Source organism: Candidatus Thermokryptus mobilis, from assembly GCF_900070205.1.
Classification (GTDB): Bacteria; Bacteroidota; Ignavibacteria; order Kryptoniales; family Kryptoniaceae; genus Kryptonium; species Kryptonium mobile.
Window position 1 is genome coordinate 70,491 of the sequence record NZ_FAOO01000004.1, and the last position, 17,163, is coordinate 87,653.

The following is a 17,163-nucleotide window of genomic DNA, read 5'->3' on the forward strand; positions in this document are numbered from 1 at the left end:
TTGCCTCCTTAGATATATTTTGCAAAAATTATTAAATCGTCGGTCGGTTTATAGAAATCCCTTATGCGTGCTACCTCTGTGTATCCGCACGCATTGTAAAATGAAATAGTCCTTTGATATTTTTCCTGAGAAGATGTCTCCACAAGAATTAACATGCCTCCTTTCTCTTTTATTTTTTGTTCAGTGAATTTTATCAAACTTTTTCCAATTCCATTTCCCTGATAGCAAGGGTCAACCGCTATCCAATAAATATCATAAGTCGCAATTGTCAAAGGTCTTTTCCCAAAGCATATATATCCAATTGATTCGTCATCTTCATTTACAGCTGTGTAAATTTCATAACCACTTGCTTCGCCTTTCTCTAAAAACTCATCTATCAATTCCATCGCAACATTTATCTCCTCATCGGTAAACATATCTGTAGCCGATAAAATGTCTTTTATTTTTTCTCTGTCCTTATTTAGCAAACTTCTTATCCGCATAGCTTCTTTCAATTGCTATTTCTGCAATTTTAACTATGGTTTCCTCCGGTGTCAATCCGTAGACAGACGCTGACCTCATAAAACCAGCATTCCTTGAAAGGTCTGGATTCGGGTTAACTTCAAGAACATACGGGTTTCCTTCTTTATCAATTCTTATATCAACTCTTGCGTAATCACGACAACCCATAATTTTATAGCAAGACAGAGCTATATCTTTGATTTTATTTTCAAGTTCGGGTTCAAGTGGAGCTGGACAAATCGGAATTGTTTTTTCGTAGTAATCTGTATTGGGGATCCACTTCGCCTCATAACTTACAATTTTCGGTAAATGAGATGGGAGACGGGAGAAATCTATTTCAGAAATTGGCAAAACCACAGGTGGATTATTACCAAGTATGGCAACATTTACCTCTCTTCCGTCAATGAATTCTTCAACAAGAGCTGGTTGTTTAAACATTTTGACTATGTATTCAACCCTTTCTTCAAGTTCTTTCCAATTATAGACCACAGATTTTTCATTTATCCCGGCGCTTGCATCTTCATGAACAGGTTTCACAATGACAGGGAATTGGAGATTAATTTTTTTGTATCCATCAATGCCTTCATTGAAAAGGTCAAATTTGGCGGTTGGAATTCCATAGTGTGATAGCATGATTTTTGTCTTCGCTTTATCAAGGCACAGCCCAAGTGTCATCGGTGTAGCTCCGGTATATGGAATTTTTAAAAGCTCGTAAATCCCCGCTGCGAAAATTTCCTCTTGAGATTCAGATTCAACTATCTCACAAAAGTTATAAATAAGGTCAGTTTTCAAATTTAGCATGTCGTTTATGAAACATCTTGCATTATAAACGGGCAAAACACTAACTTTAAAGCCAGCATTTCGGAGCGAGTTTTCTATGAATTCAATTTCACTTTTAACCCCGATTATTGAAGTATCCAGATTTTGAGGATCTGGCTCAATTTTTTCAGGGTCGTTATATACAATTGTTATTTCAAATGGCTTGGACATAAAAATAGCGTTTATATTTTAAATCCGATTGATATTCAAGCATTTTTAAATCATCCCATATCTTTTCAAGGCAGAATTTAAAACCTCGTTTATCATTTGGTTGTAAGTTAATCCTGCTGCACGTGCTGCTTTTGGGAAACAGGAGTTATCATCTGGATTTGGAAGGATCCCGGGTAGGGGATTTACTTCAAGGATGTTGGGTATTCCCTCTTTGTCAAGTCGTAAGTCAATTCTACACCAATCCCGACAGCGTAAAACTTTAAATGTTGAAAGGGCTATTTTTTCTATCATCTCTTTGAGTTTATCGTCAATTTCAGCGGGACATTGGAATATGTCAAGTGGTTTTTCAGGAGTGTCCCATATCCATTTGGCTTCAAAAGAATAAATGGGTTTTGCTTCCGGTGGTAGAGAATCAAATTTTATTTCAATTATCGGCAGAACCCTTGCTTCCTTTCCATTGCCAAGAATTGCGACGGTGAACTCGCGACCAGGAAGAAATTCCTCAACAAGGGCTGGTTCATTGTATGAGTTCAAGATCCTTTCAATTTCTGATATCAATTCTTTTTCATTTGAGACAACCGATGAGTTGAAAATCCCTTTGCTTGAGCCCTCGTGCAAAGGTTTGACGATAAGGGGGAAGTTTAGATCTGCTATTCCATCAAATTCTTCAAGTGATTCAACCGTGAAAAATTTTGCCGTTGGAATTTTATAGTATGATAAAATTTCTTTTGTTCGTGCCTTATCAAGGCAAATGGCAAGTGTCAAGGGATCGCTACCTGTATAGGGGATATTAAGCATTTCAAGTATAGCAGGGATTTGCGCCTCTCTACTTACCCCGTAGAAACCCTCGGCTATGTTGAAAACGATATCAGGTCTTATCTTTCTTAATTTTTCAAACGCATCTTCATCAGCTTCAATCAGTGTGACATTGTGATTTTCTTCAAGGGCTGATTTTACTGCGTTTATCGTCTCCCAGGTGTCCCACTCTGCGTAGGTGTCATCAATTGTTAATTTTTTTTCAGCGATTTTTTTATTTAACAACTTAACACTACTAAACGAGTCATCACCTGAAGAATCATCGTTGAACGAGTCCTTAACAGAATTTCTTTCTTTCTTCAGGTTGAACACCAAGCCAACATGCATAAAGATGCAACAACCTTTGTTTTTAATCTCTCTCAATCATAAATATAATATTTTTTTTGAAATTGTCAAGAGGCAAAAGCGGTTTGGGTTGAATTTTTGTATTGTTGAGTTTATATTAAAACAAAAAGATCTCGTAATTATGACACGCCCAAAGGTCGCTGTTTTAAAAACGAGACCGGAGACGGTAATTCAAGATATAGAGAAATTGATGAAGCTTGCAGAGTTTGAAAAATTTCTTGATAAAAATTCCGTTACCATTTTAAAGGATAACATATCTTGGCACTTCCCTTATCTTAGTTCAAACACCACACCTTGGCAACTTGAGGGAACTATAATTGCTTTGAAAAACGCGGGATATGATAAACTTGTTGCAGTTCATAACAACACAGTTGTAACCGATCCATTCAAAGGTTGCAAACTTAACAAGTTAACACCGATATACAAAAAATATGGAGTTGAGGAGAGATACAATTTTCTTGAGTCGGATATAAAGTGGGTAAGGTATGAACCAAAGCACAAAATGCTCGCCCTTCACAAAATATACCCGAACGGAATTCACATTCCTGAATTTTTCATCGGGAAGAACATCTTGCACTTACCAACGATGAAGACGCATATCTACACAACGACGACAGGTGCTATGAAAAATGCTTTCGGTGGCTTGCTTAACACAAGGAGACATTACACCCACACTTGGATACATGAAACACTTGTTGATCTCCTCGCCATTCAAAAAGAGATTCACACGGGCATATTTGCTGTAATGGACGGAACGATCGCAGGTAATGGACCTGGTCCAAGAACGATGATACCTGTTGAGACAAATTTTATACTTGCAAGCGCTGATCAAGTTGCTATTGATGCTGTATCTGCAAAGATGATGGGGTTTGACCCGATGAGCATAAAGTATATTCGCCTCGCTCACGAAGCCAAGCTTGGAACTGGTGACCCGAGAGAAATTGAAATAGTTGGCGAGGATATTTCAAATGTGAACTTGAAATTTTTCGTCGGTGATAACGCAGCAAGTAGGGTTGGAGATATACTCTGGTTTGGTCCTTTGAAGGGGATTCAATACATATTTTTTAGGACGCCCCTTGTATATATTTTCGTTTTTGCTTCTTACTTTTATCACGACTTTGTTTGGTGGCCACTTAAGGGGAAGAAAATTCAGGAAAATTTGAGAAAAACCTCACAGTGGGGGAAACTTTTTGAAAACTACCCAATGGACTAAAAAATGGAGGTGGCTTTATGAAAATTAAAAGGAGAAAATTCATCCAACTTTCGCTGGCATTGCCAGCCCTTGGGTATATCATTGATCAAGAAGAACAATCTAAAGAAGCGGATAAGCTGCTTGAAATTGTCAAGATTAAATACGGTTCTAAACTCACTGATGAGCAAATCAAAATGGTTAGAGAGGATATTGAGGCAAATTTACGAAGGTATGAGAGATTGTTAAGCTTTAAACTTTCAAATTGGGATGAGCCGGATTTTAAATTTCAAGTTTAAAAAAATTTAGGTTTTGCCATGAACGAAAAAGATGTCGCCTTTGCATCAATCCGCCAACTTGCGGATTTGATAAAGAGGAAAAAAATTTCACCTGTTGAATTAACCAAGATTTATCTTGAAAGGTTGAAAAAATACGGCGAAAAACTCGGTGCTGTTGTAACTATAACTGAAGAACTCGCTTTAAGACAAGCAAGGCAAGCTGAGAGAGAAATCATGGCTGGGAAATATCGTGGGCTTTTGCATGGCATACCTTTCGGTGTTAAGGATTTGCTTGCAACTAAAGGGATTCCAACGACTTGGGGCGCGGAGCCATACAGAAATCAAATTTTTGATTATAATGCGACCGTGGTTGAGAAACTTTATAATGCTGGTGCAATACTTGTGGCAAAACTTGCTATGGTTGAACTTGCTGGAGGTATGGGATATGATGACGCTGATGCATCGTTTACAGGTCCGGGGCGAACGCCATGGAATTTAAATTATTGGAGTGGTGGTTCATCAAGTGGCTCGGGTGCAGCTGTAGCCGCTGGACTTGTTGCCTTTGCAATTGGTTCAGAAACCTCCGGCTCAATCTTAACACCATCCGCTTTTTGTGGGATAACTGGGCTTAGACCAACCTACGGACTTGTGAGTAGATTCGGAGCCATGGCTCTTTCTTGGACTCTTGATAAACTTGGTCCAATGTGTAGAAGCGCTGATGATTGCGGTATTGTTCTTTCTGCAATTGCTGGTTATGACCCAAAGGATGAAACAACCATTAAGTTTAGTTTTGAATACAACAGGAAAACTCTTCCAAGGAAAAAGCCGAAAATAGCCGTTATAAAAGGGACGACGGAAAAGGCACAACCCGAGGTTAGAAAAAATTTTGAGGACTCTTTGAGGGTTCTGGCAGAATTTGCCGAGCTTGAGTATGAGGTTGAATTCCCGGATCATCCTTGGGGTGCTGTTGTTAGTGCCATCGTTGATGCGGAAGGGGCAAGCGCATTTTATGATTTGATTTTATCTGGTGAAATTTCAAAGTTGCGAAATAAACGTGACAAGGTTGGCGGTTATTCAATGATTCAAGTAACAGCAGTTGAGTATCTAAATGCAATGAGGTTGAGGAAAAAGATGCGAAAAGCCCTTGAAGAATTTCTATCAAGATATGATGCTATCGTTGCCCCAACGAGAGCAAGCGTTGCGTATCCAATCGGGGTTGATTTCGACAAGGCGTATCCTGGAGTAGGTGGTGGACCGGCGTTGATCCCAGCGGGAAATCTCGCAGGCGTCCCAGCAATATGTATGCCTAATGGTTTTGGGCAGAATAACCTTCCAACTTCAATTCAATTTATGGGCAAAGCTTTAAGCGAAAAAACACTGATTCAAATTGCAAACGCATATCAAAGCAGAACTGACTGGCATCTTAAGAGACCACCGATTGATGATTAATCAAGCACTTGAAAAACCCCGAACTTTAGGTACTTTGTCTCGGGCATTTGAGGTAGAATTGGATGGTCGGGCGATGCGCTCCTCCATTCAATTAATCTGATTTTTCGCTTAGCCAAGATAGAGCTTTGTATTATCACATCAATGAACATTTGATCATCAATATGATACGAGCACGAAGCCGTTGCCAATATCCCGCCCGAGTTTAAAATTTTCATCGCAGTTGAATTTATCTCTCTGTATCCTGAAAGAGCTGATTTAACAGTTTTCTTTGATTTTGTAAAGGAAGGTGGATCAAGTATGACTATGTCAAATTTTTCCCCTTTATTTAGATATCCCCTCAATTTGTCAAAGACATCCGCCGTCTCAAAGTGAACATTTTTTAAACCGTTAAATTCGGCGTTTATTTTCGCTTTTTCAATCGCTGTTTCAGAGATATCAATACCGATGACTTTTTCAGCTCCAGCGAAAGCGCAATGAAGAGCGAAGCCACCTTCATTTGTAAAACAATCAAGAACCTTTTTCCCTTGTGAAAATCTCCTTAACACTTTTCTGTTTTCCCTCTGGTCAAGATAAAATCCAGTTTTTTGTCCCGAAAGCAAATCTATTTTAAATTTTACTCCATCGTCATCAAAAATTATCTCTTTTGATCCCCCTCGCAAAATCCTCCGCCTGTTTTCAAGACCTTCAAGCTCGCGCAGTGGCGATTCGTTTCGCTCAACTATTCCAAACGGCTTGAAAATTTCATCAAGGACATCGCAAATTAAGTTTATCCTTTGATCCATACCGTAAGAAAATGTTTGAATTGAAAAACAATCCTCATATTTGTCAATTACAAGTCCCGGCAGAAAATCGCTTTCACCATGGACGAGACGAAATGTTTCCGAATTTGGGTAGAGGATTTTTCTGAATTTATAGGCGTCAAGTATCCTTTGCTTAAAAAAGTCAAAATTTATCTCAATCCTTTCGCGGGACAAAATTCTAACAGATATGAGCGAATGAGGGTTAAAAAAACCGACTCCAAAGAATTCGCCGTTGTACTTACAAATTTCAACCACATCCCCAATTTTCGGATTTCCCTCAATATCTTTTATCTCGTTGCTGAAAACCCAAAGATGTCCATTTGATATCCTTTTGTCCCCACCTTTTCTGAGTATGACTTTTTTCATATCATTTTTGAAATTGTCTTGTCCAGTATTTCCACCAAAACGGGTAATCTTTTTCTTCGTATTTTACAGCAACGAGTTCAACATCGTCAAACCAGGCGCTTCCCTTGCCGTTCAAAACACATTTAACTTTTAGTTTCTTTGCGTCCTTTCCAACTATGACAGCGCAGGTGTAAACCTTCCAATCGTTTGTCCCGGTTAATATATCCGTTGAATTAAATGAGCGCAAATTTCCAAGAGTGTCATAAACTTCAATCCTTAAAAAAGCCGAGTCAGCATCGTAGGTCTTTATCGCCCCGTAAAGAATAAATTTTTTTTCCTTTGGGAACTGGTAAATTTCTTGAGACCAACTTGATTGCGCGGATGGATTGTCCGATGTTATACTTATGCTGAACTTCCCATCAAATTTTTCAATGGCATCGCGCTCAAAATAAGTGTTTGACATCTCTGACTCAATTGTCCAACCATTTGGCTCATTTCCCCGACCGAGCTCAAAGCTTGAGTTATAAATCAAGTTTTTCACATACTCAATCGTATGAGGCGCTGACCTTTTTTCAATCTCAATAATCTCCTGCTTCTTTTTTGCGAGCAAAAATAGAATTAAGCCAACCAAAAATGGAATTACAAAGATGATTAAGCGAAGTTTTTTCATCTTTATTCCTTAAATCCAAGTTGTCTCCTTCGCTCAAGGATTTCCTTTGCCCTTTCAAGTTGCTCAATTGTGTTTATTCCGTGGATTTCATCCCAACTTTCGGCTTTAAGGGCGGAAATCTTCATATCGTGATGCGAAAAATAGAAAAATACATCCGTTAAATAATACTCACCTTGGACATTGTTCGGAGTTATATATTTAAGAGCTTCAAAGAGAGGTTCCTTTTTGAAAACATAGATTCCAGAATTTATCTCTTTTATCTTTCTCTCCTCTTCCGATGCATCTTTATGCTCAACTATTCTATCAACTGAGCCATCTGGATTTCTCACTATCCTTCCATAACCTGTTGGGTCTTCAACATCAGCGGTTAATACCGTCGCCACGGCGTCGGTTTCGTAGTGATATTTTAAAAGTTTTTGTATCGTCTTTACTGTCAGAAGCGGGACATCACCAGATAAGACGAGAACATCGCCGTTGAAATTTTTTAAAAGCTTCTCCGTCTGCATCACAGCGTGACCCGTCCCAAGCTGTTGCTCTTGAATTGCAAATTCAGCCGATGGAGCAATTTTTTTAACATAGTCCATAACCACATCTTTGAAATGTCCAACCACGACTATAACTCTGTCAGAGTTAATTTTAAACGCAAGTTCAACGACATTTTTTATCATCGGTTCTCCGTTCAAGTGAAACATCACTTTAGCTATGTCAGGTCTATTCATCCTTGTTCCCTTGCCAGCAGCAAGGATGACAGTTGCAAGGTCTCTTGGATGCTTATAAAAAAAATTCCCCACAAGTGACCTCAGTTTATTTTTAAAAATTTTTCACTTTGCAATTTCGTTTATCGTCCCGTATATAATTTGCTTAATTTTGTTGTCTTTGTCAAGTATGACAACTTTCGGTTTGTGATTTTGAGCAACTTCATTGGGATATTGGGCATAGGAGATTATGATTATCTGGTCTCCAACGGCTCCCAAGCGTGCAGCAGGTCCGTTCAGGCAGATAACCCCCGAATTTCTTTCCCCAGGGATAGCGTATGTTTCAAACCTTGCACCATTGTTTAAGTTCACAACCTGAACTTTTTCAAACGGAAGGATATCGGCAGATTCAAGAAGGAATTCATCAATTGTGATGCTACCTTCATAGTAAAGCTCAGCTTGGGTTACAATTGCGCCATGTATTTTTGATTTACACATCTCTCGGTATATTACCATCAGAATTTCAAGTTTTTTATTTTCAAACTTTTACAATTGTGTTATCAATCAGCCGAGTGCTTCCAATTCTAACAGCAAGCGCTACGAGATACTCGTGACCTTCGGTTAAAGATTCAACCTTTTCAAGCGTCTCGGGCTCAACTATTGCTATATAATCTATCTTCGCCGTCGGCTTTGAACTTATAAGCTCTTTCATCTTTGAAATTATAACGTTTGGGTCCCTTTCACCGTTTTCTTTTATTAATTTTTCGGCAAGTTTTAAACTCTCATAAAGCACGGTTGCATCTTTTCTCTCCAAATCCGAAAGATATACATTCCTTGAGCTCATTGCCAGACCATCTGGTTCACGAACTATGGGTGCGACTATTATTTCAATGTCAAAGTTTAAGTCCCTGACCATTTGTTTTATTATCAGTGCTTGTTGAGCGTCCTTTTGACCAAAGATCGCTATGTGTGGTTTTGTGATGTTAAATAGCTTTGCCACAACCGTTGTAACTCCCCTGAAGTGTGTCGGTCTGAATTCTCCCTCAAGAACTTTCGTTAGTTTATCAACCTCAACATATGTGAGGAAATTTTTGGGATACATCTCTTCAACACTTGGATGGAAAATTATATCACAGCCAGCTGACTGGGCAAGTTTTACATCTCTTTCAAAATCCCTTGGATATCTTTCGTAGTCCTCGTTTGGTGCAAATTGTAGAGGGTTGACAAAGATAGTTGTTATGACCACATCGCTTCTTTCCTTTGCCAGTCGTATCAAACTGAGGTGTCCCTCGTGTAGATAACCCATCGTTGGAACAACGCCTATGATTTTCCCTTCCCTTCTTAGGTCATCAGCTACTCTTTGCATTTCTTTAATCTTTGAAATTATCCTCATCCCACTTGATGCTTTATTTTTCCGTCGGAAAATTTACAAATAAATTTTGGATAAATCAAAACAGATAGCTAAAAGTTCGTTTGATAATTTCCGTTGAAATTTTTAATTTTTAAAGCAGTTGAAAAATAATTTAGCGTGTAATGCGACTTAAAGATAAAGTTGCTGTAATAACTGGTGCTTCGCGTGGGCTTGGGAAAGCACTCGCAGTTGCCTTTGCCTCTGAGGGAGCTTTAATTTCAATATGCTCAAAGTCAAACAATATATTTTACATCGCTGACCAGATAAAATCATCCTGCTCAAGATGTCATGTCGGGAAAGTTGATGTCAGCGACTATAATGCCATAAAGGAATTTATTGAAGAAGTTTATAATAGGTTCGGTAGAATAGATATACTTGTGAATAATGCTGCTATTCTAGGGATTAGGACAAGTATAGTTGATTATCCGATTGAGGAGTGGAAGAGAGTGATTGATGTAAATTTAAATGGGGTTTTTTATGTAACGCGTGAGGCGCTCCGTTATATGATACCGCAGAGAAGTGGAAGTATAATAATGGTGAGTTCAAGCGTCGGCAGAACTGGAAGAGCGAAATGGGGTGCTTACTCTGTTTCTAAGTTTGGGGTTGAAGGTTTAATGCAAATTTTGGCTGATGAACTTAAAGAATTTGGGATAAGGGTTAATTCCGTCAACCCAGGTCCGATTGCGACAGAGATGAGAAGGCAGGCGTATCCGGATGAAGACCCGACAAAACTCAAAAGACCTGAAGATATCGTAGATGTTTTCATCTATCTTGCTTCGGATGAGTCAAAAGATATAACAGGGATGCAGTTTGATGCACAAAATTTTAAACTAAGTGAGATAAGAAGATGAGAAGAATTTTAGTTTTCTTTCTTTTATTGTTTTATTCCTGTTTTTATTTCGGCTCAACATCGCCACAAATTGATGAAAAGGACCTTTACAAGCATTTAAGTTATATCGCCTCCGATAAGCTTGAAGGTCGCAGAGCTGGAACGAAGGGAGCTGAATTAGCAGCGGAATATATAGCGAAGCAATTTAAAAGATTTGGGCTTAAACCCGTTGGGGATAACGGGACTTATTTCCAGTATTTTGATTTCACAAGTGAGGTTAAAGCCGGGGCGCAGAATTTCCTTAGTTTTAATGTTTCGGGTAAAGAGATAAAATTGACCTTTAAGCGTGATTTTCATCCACTTCCGTTCAGCGAATCTGGAAAAGTGAACTCTGAGGTTGTTTTCGCTGGCTATGGGATAAGCGCTCCAGAGCTTAACTATGACGATTATGATGGCATTGATGCAGAAGGCAAGGTCCTCATAATTTTAAAAGGAACTCCAGATGGCTATAAAGCTCATTCCGAATTTGAAAAATATCTCCCATTAAGATACAAAGTAAGCAATGCTCAATCAAAGGGTGCTTTGGGTGTTATAATTGTTGATCCTTTTTCTGAAAAGTTTGAGAGGTTTACCTATGATTTTTCCGCCGGCAAATCAGGTATCATAGCGGTTGAAGTTAGAAATAGTTTGATTGACAGCTTGTTTAAGGTTTGTGGTTATGATTTCAAGATTTATGATCTTGTTAAAAAAATTTATGATGAGAGGAAACCGTATTCTTTTGCAATTAAAAACTTGACCGCTGAGCTTCAAAGTGATGTCGTATATGTAAAGTCAAAGGTCGCAAATGTTCTCGGTTATCTTGAAGGTTCAAATCCAAGTTTAAAGGATGAATACATAATCATCGGTGCTCACTATGATCATCTCGGTTGGGGTGGTCAAGGTTCTTTAGTCCCAGATACTGTTGCAATTCACAACGGGGCTGATGATAATGGTTCGGGAACCGTTGGATTGCTTGAACTTGCTGAGTATCTATCTCATAATAGGCGAATTCTTAACAGGAGTATTTTATTCATTGCTTTCACTGCCGAAGAGGAAGGCACAATTGGTTCTGGATATTATGTTAAGAATCCAATTTTACCGCTTGAGAAAGCCATCGCTATGATAAATATGGATATGATCGGGAGATTGAAAGAGGACAAACTTACAATTTATGGTGTTGGGACATCTCCGATTTGGGAGGGGTTGATAAACGGATTGAATTCCGAGTTCAAATTTAATTTGAATTTGGTAAAGGATGGTTACGGACCAAGTGATCACGCACAGTTTTATTCAAGGGGAATTCCCGTGCTTCACTTTTTCACCGGGATTCACTCTGATTATCATAAACCGAGCGACGATTACGATAAGATAAATTATCAGGGTCAGAAAAGAATTCTTAATTTCATAGGTAAATTAATTTTTGAGCTTGACAAGGTAAGTGAAAAACCAAAGTTTGTTAAGGTTGAAACACCGCAAAGGCAAAGCAGAGGTTTTAGGGTTACGCTTGGCATAGTGCCAGATTATTCTGAGGATGTTCAGGGTATGAAAGTCGGAGATGTTCGTCCAGGAACGCCAGCTGAAAAAGCTGGTATAAAACCTGGGGATATCATCGTCAAGATGGGGGGAAAAGAGATAAAAAATATTTACGATTACACTTACGCACTTGGTGATTATAACCCAGGAGATGAAGTTGAAGTTGTTGTTTTGCGGGGCGATGAGAAGTTGAGTTTTAAGGTGAAGTTTGAGGAAAGAAAATAAAAAGGGAGAAAAAAATGAACCCAGAGGCAAAGAAGAAAGCATTGAGGATGATAACTTACGGTCTTTATGTTTTGACTTCAAAGTCAGGTGATAGATACTCTGCTGGCACTGTTAATTGGTTGAGTCAGGCATCTTTTGAACCACCGCTTGTTATGGTTGGAGTAAGGAAAGATTCTGGTTTGTATGCGACTATTTCTGAAAGCGGTGTGTTCGCTGTAAATATTCTCGGCGCTGAACAGAAAGATATAGCTTCTGCATTTTTCAAACCAACAAGCGTTGAAGGTGATAAGATAAACGGGTATAGATTTGAACTCGGTGAGACGGGTTCTCCACTTCTTGTTGATTTGCCAGCATTTTTTGAGTGTAAAGTTGTTGATAAAGTTGAAAGGGGTGACCATACAATTTTCATCGGAGAGGTTGTAAACGCCGGTGTCAGAAATGAAACGAAACCGCTTGTCATGTGGGAAACCGGGTGGTTTTACGGCGGATAAATAAAAATAAAATTGAGGTGAAGTTATGAAGAAAGTAGGCGACATAGTTAAAGATAAAACGCTTTTTTTTGTAAAAAGTGGAGAAACGGTTTTAAATGTTGCAAAATTTATGGCTGAGAAAAATATAGGCGCAGTCCCAGTGCTATCAGATGATGGTAAGTTGATCGGGATTTTCTCCGAGAGAGATATCTTGAAAAGGGTGGTTGCAAAGGGTTTAAATCCAGCGGAGGTTAAAGTTGACGATGTTATGACGCGGGAGTTGATGCTTGCTCTTGAAGAAGAATCTTATGAGGAATGTCTTGCTAAGATGAAAAAGGCAGGAATTAGACACCTTCCAGTAGTTGATAGAGAAAATAACTTGATCGGAATGGTTTCACTTCGTGATCTTATGGATATTTCACTTGATGATAAGATGGAGAAAATTGAAATGTTGCATGCTTATATCTATTACAGACCGCCATTTGAAGAGAAATAATTAAAAATAAAAAGGAGGAAAGATTGCCCGTAGTAAAATTTGAGCGTGAAGGGAGAAGTATAGAGGTTCCGAAAGGTGCTAATTTAAGAAAAGTTGCTCTAAAGGCAGGTATAAATGTTTACAAAGGGATAAACCAATTTTTAAATTGTCAAGGGCACGGGTTATGTGGAACTTGCAGGGTTGAGATAATCCAAGGCGATAAAAATGTAAATTCTAAAACGCCTAAAGAAGAGTGGGTTTTAAGGGGCAAATTTTTGATAGCGCATAAAGTCAAACCAAACCTTCGGCTTTCCTGTCAGGTCAAAGTTGAAGATGACATAGTTGTTTTAACTATGCCTGACTATGAAATAGATAAGGAAGAGACGCTTGAAAGGATTAAGGTTTTCGCCGTTTCTGCTATCTTTGGGATTTTGTTTTTGGGTGGGCTTCTTTTCATAGTCCTTGATTTTCTCGGCAAGATTTAAAAATTTACAGAGCTTGTTAAAGTGAAAATTTTGTTAACTGGTGGAAGTGGCTTCCTTGGTTGGAATTTCTGCAAGGCGTTAAGGTTCAAGCATGAAATTTACGCATTTTATTTTCAACACAAACTGTATCTTGAAAAATGCAATTTTCAAAAAATTGATATAAGAAATCGCGAAGATGTCTTTGAAAGTATTAAAAAGATTCAGCCGGATGTCGTTGTCCATACAGCAGCGATAACGAATGTCCAAATGTGCGATCAAGATAGGGAACTTGCTTATTCCGTCAATGTTGAGGGAACGAGAAATTTAGTTGAAGCATCTGCGCAGGTTGGGGCGAAATTTGTGTATATTTCAACCGATCTTGTTTATAGTGGTGATGGCAGTTTCTTCACCGAAGAGATACCTCCAAATCCAAAAAGTTATTACGCTCAAACTAAACTTGAAGGTGAGGAAATAGTTAAGTCATATGATAATTACATAATTTTGCGACTCGCTTTGATGTATGGCTGGGGTAATGTTTTCACAAATTCCTTTTCCGATTGGTTGCATACTGAACTAAGGGCGAGAAGGAAGGTTAAGGTTTTCGTTGATCAGTACAGAACGCCGATTTATGCAGTTGACGCTGTGATGGCTATAGATGAACTTATTTCAAAGGGTGTTAAAAATGAGATTTTTAATCTCGGAGGTTCAGAGAGAATTTCAAGGTATGAGTTTGCGCTTAAATTCGCTGATGTTTTCGGATATTCAACCGATTTGATCATCCCTGTCCCAATGGATTCGGTTAAAACATACCTTGCTGGCGCAAAAGATTGTTCGTTAAATATAAACAAAGTTCAATCAATTTTAAGTTTTAAACTCAAAAATGTTGAAGAAGGTTTAAACTCGGCGAAAAAAAGTTAGGGTCAAGTTTTATGTTATTAAATAGGGCGAGGGGAAAACTAAATGGAAAAGTCGTCGTTATAACTGGGGCATCAAGTGGAATTGGCAAAGAGACAGCGATTGCGTTTGCGAGAGTTGGTAGCAAGTTAGTTCTTTCAGCGAGAAATTTTGAAAATTTAAACGCTGTTGCAGAGGAGATCAAAAAATTTAACGAGAATGTCATCGTCATCCCTGCTGATGTTTCCGATTTTAAATCGCTTGACGCTTTGGTTGAAAGAACGCTTAATTCTTATGGAAGGGTTGATGTTTTGATAAACAATGCTGGTTTTGGCATTTATGGGTGGTATCATCAAACGCCTTTTGAAGAGATTGAAAAGATAGTGCGTGTTAATTTTCTTGGTTCTGCTTATCTGATACATAAGATTTTGCCCGTTATGATTAATCAAGGTGGAGGCGTTATCGTTAATATCTCATCCGTTGTTGGTAAGAGGGGGATTCCGGGGATGGGAATTTATTCTGCTACGAAGTTTGCATTGACTGGTTTGACGGAAGCATTGAGGGTTGAGTATAAAAAGCTTGGGGTTCATTTTATCGCTATTCATCCGGGGACTACCGATACGAAATTTTTTGAGAACGCAAGATATTACGGCACAAGCAGGATGCAAGGTAGATTTATGATAATGTCGGCGGAGAAGGTTGCAAGGGAAGTTTTAAAAGCTGTTTTGAAGAGGAAGAGGGAAGTAGTTTTAACTTTTCCTGGCAAGATTGCTATTTTTATGAACAAATTTTTCCCGTCGTTTTTTGAATATGCGGTGGGGAAGGTGATAAAAATAACTTGATTTAAGCTGGGGATGTTTGAATTTAAAACCAAAATTGATTAAACTTTTTATGAAAGGAAAAAATTTTCCTTGAACTTTTAAAACTTCGCAACAAAAATAAGAGGTGGCAAAATGACAGTCGCAGAAACCTACATCAAAGGGGGAAGTTTCCTAATTCAGGAGAATTCACCTGAGAACATTTTCACACCTGAAGATTTCACTGAACAGCATCAGATGATAGCGCAGACAACAAATGATTTTGTTGAGAAAGAGGTTTTGCCAAAAATTGAAGAAATTGAGGAACAAAATTGGGATGTTACCCTTTCGCTTATGAGAAAAGCTGGGGAAATTGGCTTGCTTGCCGTTGATATACCTGAGGAATATGGGGGGCTTGGGCTTGATAAGACAAGTTCAATGCTCGTGGCGGAGGGTTTAGGCAGAGCAAGCTCATTCGCAGTTACACATGGGGCACATACCGGTATAGGAACTTTACCTATAGTTTATTTTGGAACGGAAGAACAGAAAAGAAAATATCTTCCTAAATTTGCAACTGGTGAATTGATTTCGTCTTACGCTTTGACTGAACCGAACGCAGGTTCAGATGCGCTGTCAATCAGAACTACGGCGACCTTGAGTCCGGATGGAAAATATTACATTTTAAATGGAAGTAAAATTTTCATCACGAACGCAGGGATAGCTGATGTTTATATCACTTTTGCCAAGATAAATGGCGAACAATTCACCGGGTTTATCCTTGAGAAAGGATATGAAGGTATATCGCTTGGGAAGGAAGAAAAGAAAATGGGAATAAAAGGTTCATCAACAAGGGCATTGATACTTGATAATGTCAAAGTCCCGGTTGAAAATGTCCTCGGTGAGATAGGAAAGGGGCATAAGATTGCGTTTAACATACTTAACATTGGGAGGTTTAAACTTGGGGCTGGCGTCATCGGTGGAGCAAAAGCGGTAATAACCGAATCGGTTAGATATGCTAAGCAAAGGAAACAATTTGGAAAACCGATATCCGACTTCGGTTTGATAAAGCATAAGATTGGAGAAATGGCTATAAGGACATTTGTTGGGGAGAGCATGGTTTATAGGACAGCTGGTTTAATTGATGGGATTCTCTCTGGCATAGATAAGTCAAAGCCGGAAGCAAGTGAGATGATGTTGAAGGGAATTGAAGAATATGCGGTTGAATGTTCAATTATAAAGGTTTACGCTTCGGAAATCCTTGATTATGTGGTTGATGAGGGTGTCCAGATATTTGGTGGATATGGTTATATAGAAGAGTATCCGGTTGCGAGGGCTTATAGGGATTCAAGGATTAATAGGATTTTTGAGGGGACAAACGAGATAAATCGCCTTGTCATAACAGGGATGTTGTTAAAACGAGCGATGAAAGGTGAATTGCCTTTGATACCAGCTGCGCAAAAATTGACAGATGAAATAATGGGATTTGGTTCAGCTGAAGAAGAGACAACTGGAATTTTCGCAGAGGAGAAGAAAATGTTAAGATCAGCGAAGAAAGCTGGTCTATTTGTGGCTGGACTTGCGGTTCAAAAATATATGACCAAACTTGAAGATGAAGAGGAAATAATCGGAAGGATAAGTGACATAATCATGGAGATTTACGCTATGGAAAGCGTGATTTTAAGGGTTGAGAAAATGCTCGCTCGCTCTGTGAAAGAGCCGATGGATGTTTATATTGACATTGTTAAAGCTTTTGTAAATGATGCGGTGATACGAGTTGAAACATACGCAAAGGAAATCTTATCAGCTGTCGCGGATGGGGATATGCTTAGAACTTATTTGACCGCTTTGAGAAGGTTGATAAAACACACACCGGTTAACACAATAGCCATTAGAAGAAGGATCGCTGATCATCTCATAAATGCCGAAAGATATGCTTTGTGAAAAATTA

The 17,163-nt window shown here is 38.7% G+C and carries 19 protein-coding genes; 11 read left to right on the top strand and 8 right to left on the bottom strand.

The window, feature by feature from the left end; all coding sequences use genetic code 11:
* Nucleotides 1–8: 8 nt before the first annotated feature.
* From FKZ43_RS03510 to FKZ43_RS03520, 3 genes are read right to left on the bottom strand one after another with little or no spacing between them, the layout of a single operon-like run.
* Nucleotides 9–482 carry a GNAT family N-acetyltransferase gene (locus FKZ43_RS03510; RefSeq protein WP_140944502.1) on the bottom strand — a complete coding sequence of 158 codons (474 nt, stop codon included), beginning with the start codon at nucleotides 480–482 and terminating at the stop codon, nucleotides 9–11.
* Complete coding sequence (locus tag FKZ43_RS03515) at nucleotides 457–1,491, bottom strand: D-alanine--D-alanine ligase family protein (RefSeq protein ID WP_140944503.1); 1,035 nt, start codon at nucleotides 1,489–1,491, stop codon at nucleotides 457–459. The genes FKZ43_RS03510 and FKZ43_RS03515 overlap by 26 nt, the downstream gene beginning before the upstream one ends.
* A 45-nt stretch (nucleotides 1,492–1,536) precedes the next feature.
* Nucleotides 1,537–2,634 (bottom strand): D-alanine--D-alanine ligase family protein, encoded by a 1,098-nt coding sequence (locus FKZ43_RS03520; protein ID WP_140944504.1) that lies wholly within the window; start codon nucleotides 2,632–2,634, stop codon nucleotides 1,537–1,539.
* Nucleotides 2,635–2,773: 139 nt separating this feature from the next.
* Between FKZ43_RS03520 and FKZ43_RS03525 the strand changes: the two genes are divergently transcribed.
* From FKZ43_RS03525 to FKZ43_RS03535, 3 genes are read left to right on the top strand one after another with little or no spacing between them, the layout of a single operon-like run.
* Nucleotides 2,774–3,865: a DUF362 domain-containing protein gene (locus FKZ43_RS03525; RefSeq protein ID WP_140944505.1), complete on the top strand. Its 1,092-nt coding sequence runs from the start codon at nucleotides 2,774–2,776 to the stop codon at nucleotides 3,863–3,865.
* Between the two features lie 17 nt (nucleotides 3,866–3,882).
* Nucleotides 3,883–4,140, top strand: coding sequence for a hypothetical protein (locus FKZ43_RS03530; RefSeq protein ID WP_140944506.1), 258 nt, complete (start codon nucleotides 3,883–3,885; stop codon nucleotides 4,138–4,140).
* An 18-nt stretch (nucleotides 4,141–4,158) separates the two neighbouring features.
* Complete coding sequence (locus tag FKZ43_RS03535) at nucleotides 4,159–5,568, top strand: amidase (RefSeq protein WP_140944507.1); 1,410 nt, start codon at nucleotides 4,159–4,161, stop codon at nucleotides 5,566–5,568.
* Here FKZ43_RS03535 and FKZ43_RS03540 read toward each other — a convergent pair.
* Genes FKZ43_RS03540 through panC form a run of 5 tightly spaced genes read right to left on the bottom strand, consistent with a single transcriptional unit; the run spans nucleotide 5,565 to nucleotide 9,471 of the window.
* Entirely contained in the window at nucleotides 5,565–6,734 is a 1,170-nt protein-coding gene (locus tag FKZ43_RS03540) for a class I SAM-dependent rRNA methyltransferase (RefSeq protein ID WP_140944508.1), read from the bottom strand. The two genes, FKZ43_RS03535 and FKZ43_RS03540, sit on opposite strands and share 4 nt — an antisense overlap.
* Nucleotide 6,735: 1 nt before the next feature.
* On the bottom strand, nucleotides 6,736–7,383 hold the full coding sequence (locus FKZ43_RS03545; protein WP_140944509.1) for a hypothetical protein: 648 nt from the start codon (nucleotides 7,381–7,383) through the stop codon (nucleotides 6,736–6,738).
* Nucleotides 7,384–7,385: 2 nt separating this feature from the next.
* Entirely contained in the window at nucleotides 7,386–8,174 is a 789-nt protein-coding gene (locus FKZ43_RS03550; RefSeq protein WP_235894671.1) for a sugar phosphate nucleotidyltransferase, read from the bottom strand.
* Between the two features lie 30 nt (nucleotides 8,175–8,204).
* On the bottom strand, nucleotides 8,205–8,576 hold the full coding sequence (gene panD, locus FKZ43_RS03555) for an aspartate 1-decarboxylase (protein WP_320415043.1): 372 nt from the start codon (nucleotides 8,574–8,576) through the stop codon (nucleotides 8,205–8,207).
* Nucleotides 8,577–8,616: 40 nt separating this feature from the next.
* A complete protein-coding gene (panC, locus tag FKZ43_RS03560; RefSeq protein ID WP_140944511.1) occupies nucleotides 8,617–9,471 on the bottom strand; it encodes a pantoate--beta-alanine ligase in 855 nt (284 codons plus the stop codon).
* Between the two features lie 140 nt (nucleotides 9,472–9,611).
* Between panC and FKZ43_RS03565 the strand changes: the two genes are divergently transcribed.
* From FKZ43_RS03565 to FKZ43_RS03600, 8 genes are all read left to right on the top strand, one after another.
* Complete coding sequence (locus tag FKZ43_RS03565; RefSeq protein ID WP_140944512.1) at nucleotides 9,612–10,340, top strand: SDR family NAD(P)-dependent oxidoreductase; 729 nt, start codon at nucleotides 9,612–9,614, stop codon at nucleotides 10,338–10,340.
* Entirely contained in the window at nucleotides 10,337–12,115 is a 1,779-nt protein-coding gene (locus FKZ43_RS03570) for a M28 family peptidase (RefSeq protein ID WP_140944513.1), read from the top strand. Before FKZ43_RS03565 ends, FKZ43_RS03570 begins: the two co-directional genes overlap by 4 nt.
* 14 nt (nucleotides 12,116–12,129) lie before the next feature.
* Nucleotides 12,130–12,606, top strand: coding sequence for a flavin reductase family protein (locus FKZ43_RS03575; protein ID WP_140944514.1), 477 nt, complete (start codon nucleotides 12,130–12,132; stop codon nucleotides 12,604–12,606).
* 25 nt (nucleotides 12,607–12,631) lie between these two features.
* On the top strand, nucleotides 12,632–13,081 hold the full coding sequence (locus FKZ43_RS03580; protein WP_140944515.1) for a CBS domain-containing protein: 450 nt from the start codon (nucleotides 12,632–12,634) through the stop codon (nucleotides 13,079–13,081).
* Between the two features lie 23 nt (nucleotides 13,082–13,104).
* On the top strand, nucleotides 13,105–13,545 hold the full coding sequence (locus FKZ43_RS03585) for a 2Fe-2S iron-sulfur cluster-binding protein (RefSeq protein ID WP_181180240.1): 441 nt from the start codon (nucleotides 13,105–13,107) through the stop codon (nucleotides 13,543–13,545).
* Nucleotides 13,546–13,566: 21 nt separating this feature from the next.
* The gene (locus tag FKZ43_RS03590; RefSeq protein ID WP_140944517.1) at nucleotides 13,567–14,442 is read left to right on the top strand and encodes an SDR family oxidoreductase; all 876 of its coding nucleotides are present in this window, start codon (nucleotides 13,567–13,569) and stop codon (nucleotides 14,440–14,442) included.
* Nucleotides 14,443–14,453: 11 nt separating this feature from the next.
* On the top strand, nucleotides 14,454–15,260 hold the full coding sequence (locus FKZ43_RS03595; RefSeq protein ID WP_140944518.1) for an SDR family oxidoreductase: 807 nt from the start codon (nucleotides 14,454–14,456) through the stop codon (nucleotides 15,258–15,260).
* A 111-nt stretch (nucleotides 15,261–15,371) separates the two neighbouring features.
* Nucleotides 15,372–17,156 carry an acyl-CoA dehydrogenase FadE gene (locus FKZ43_RS03600; protein WP_140944519.1) on the top strand — a complete coding sequence of 595 codons (1,785 nt, stop codon included), beginning with the start codon at nucleotides 15,372–15,374 and terminating at the stop codon, nucleotides 17,154–17,156.
* Nucleotides 17,157–17,163 lie beyond the last annotated feature (7 nt).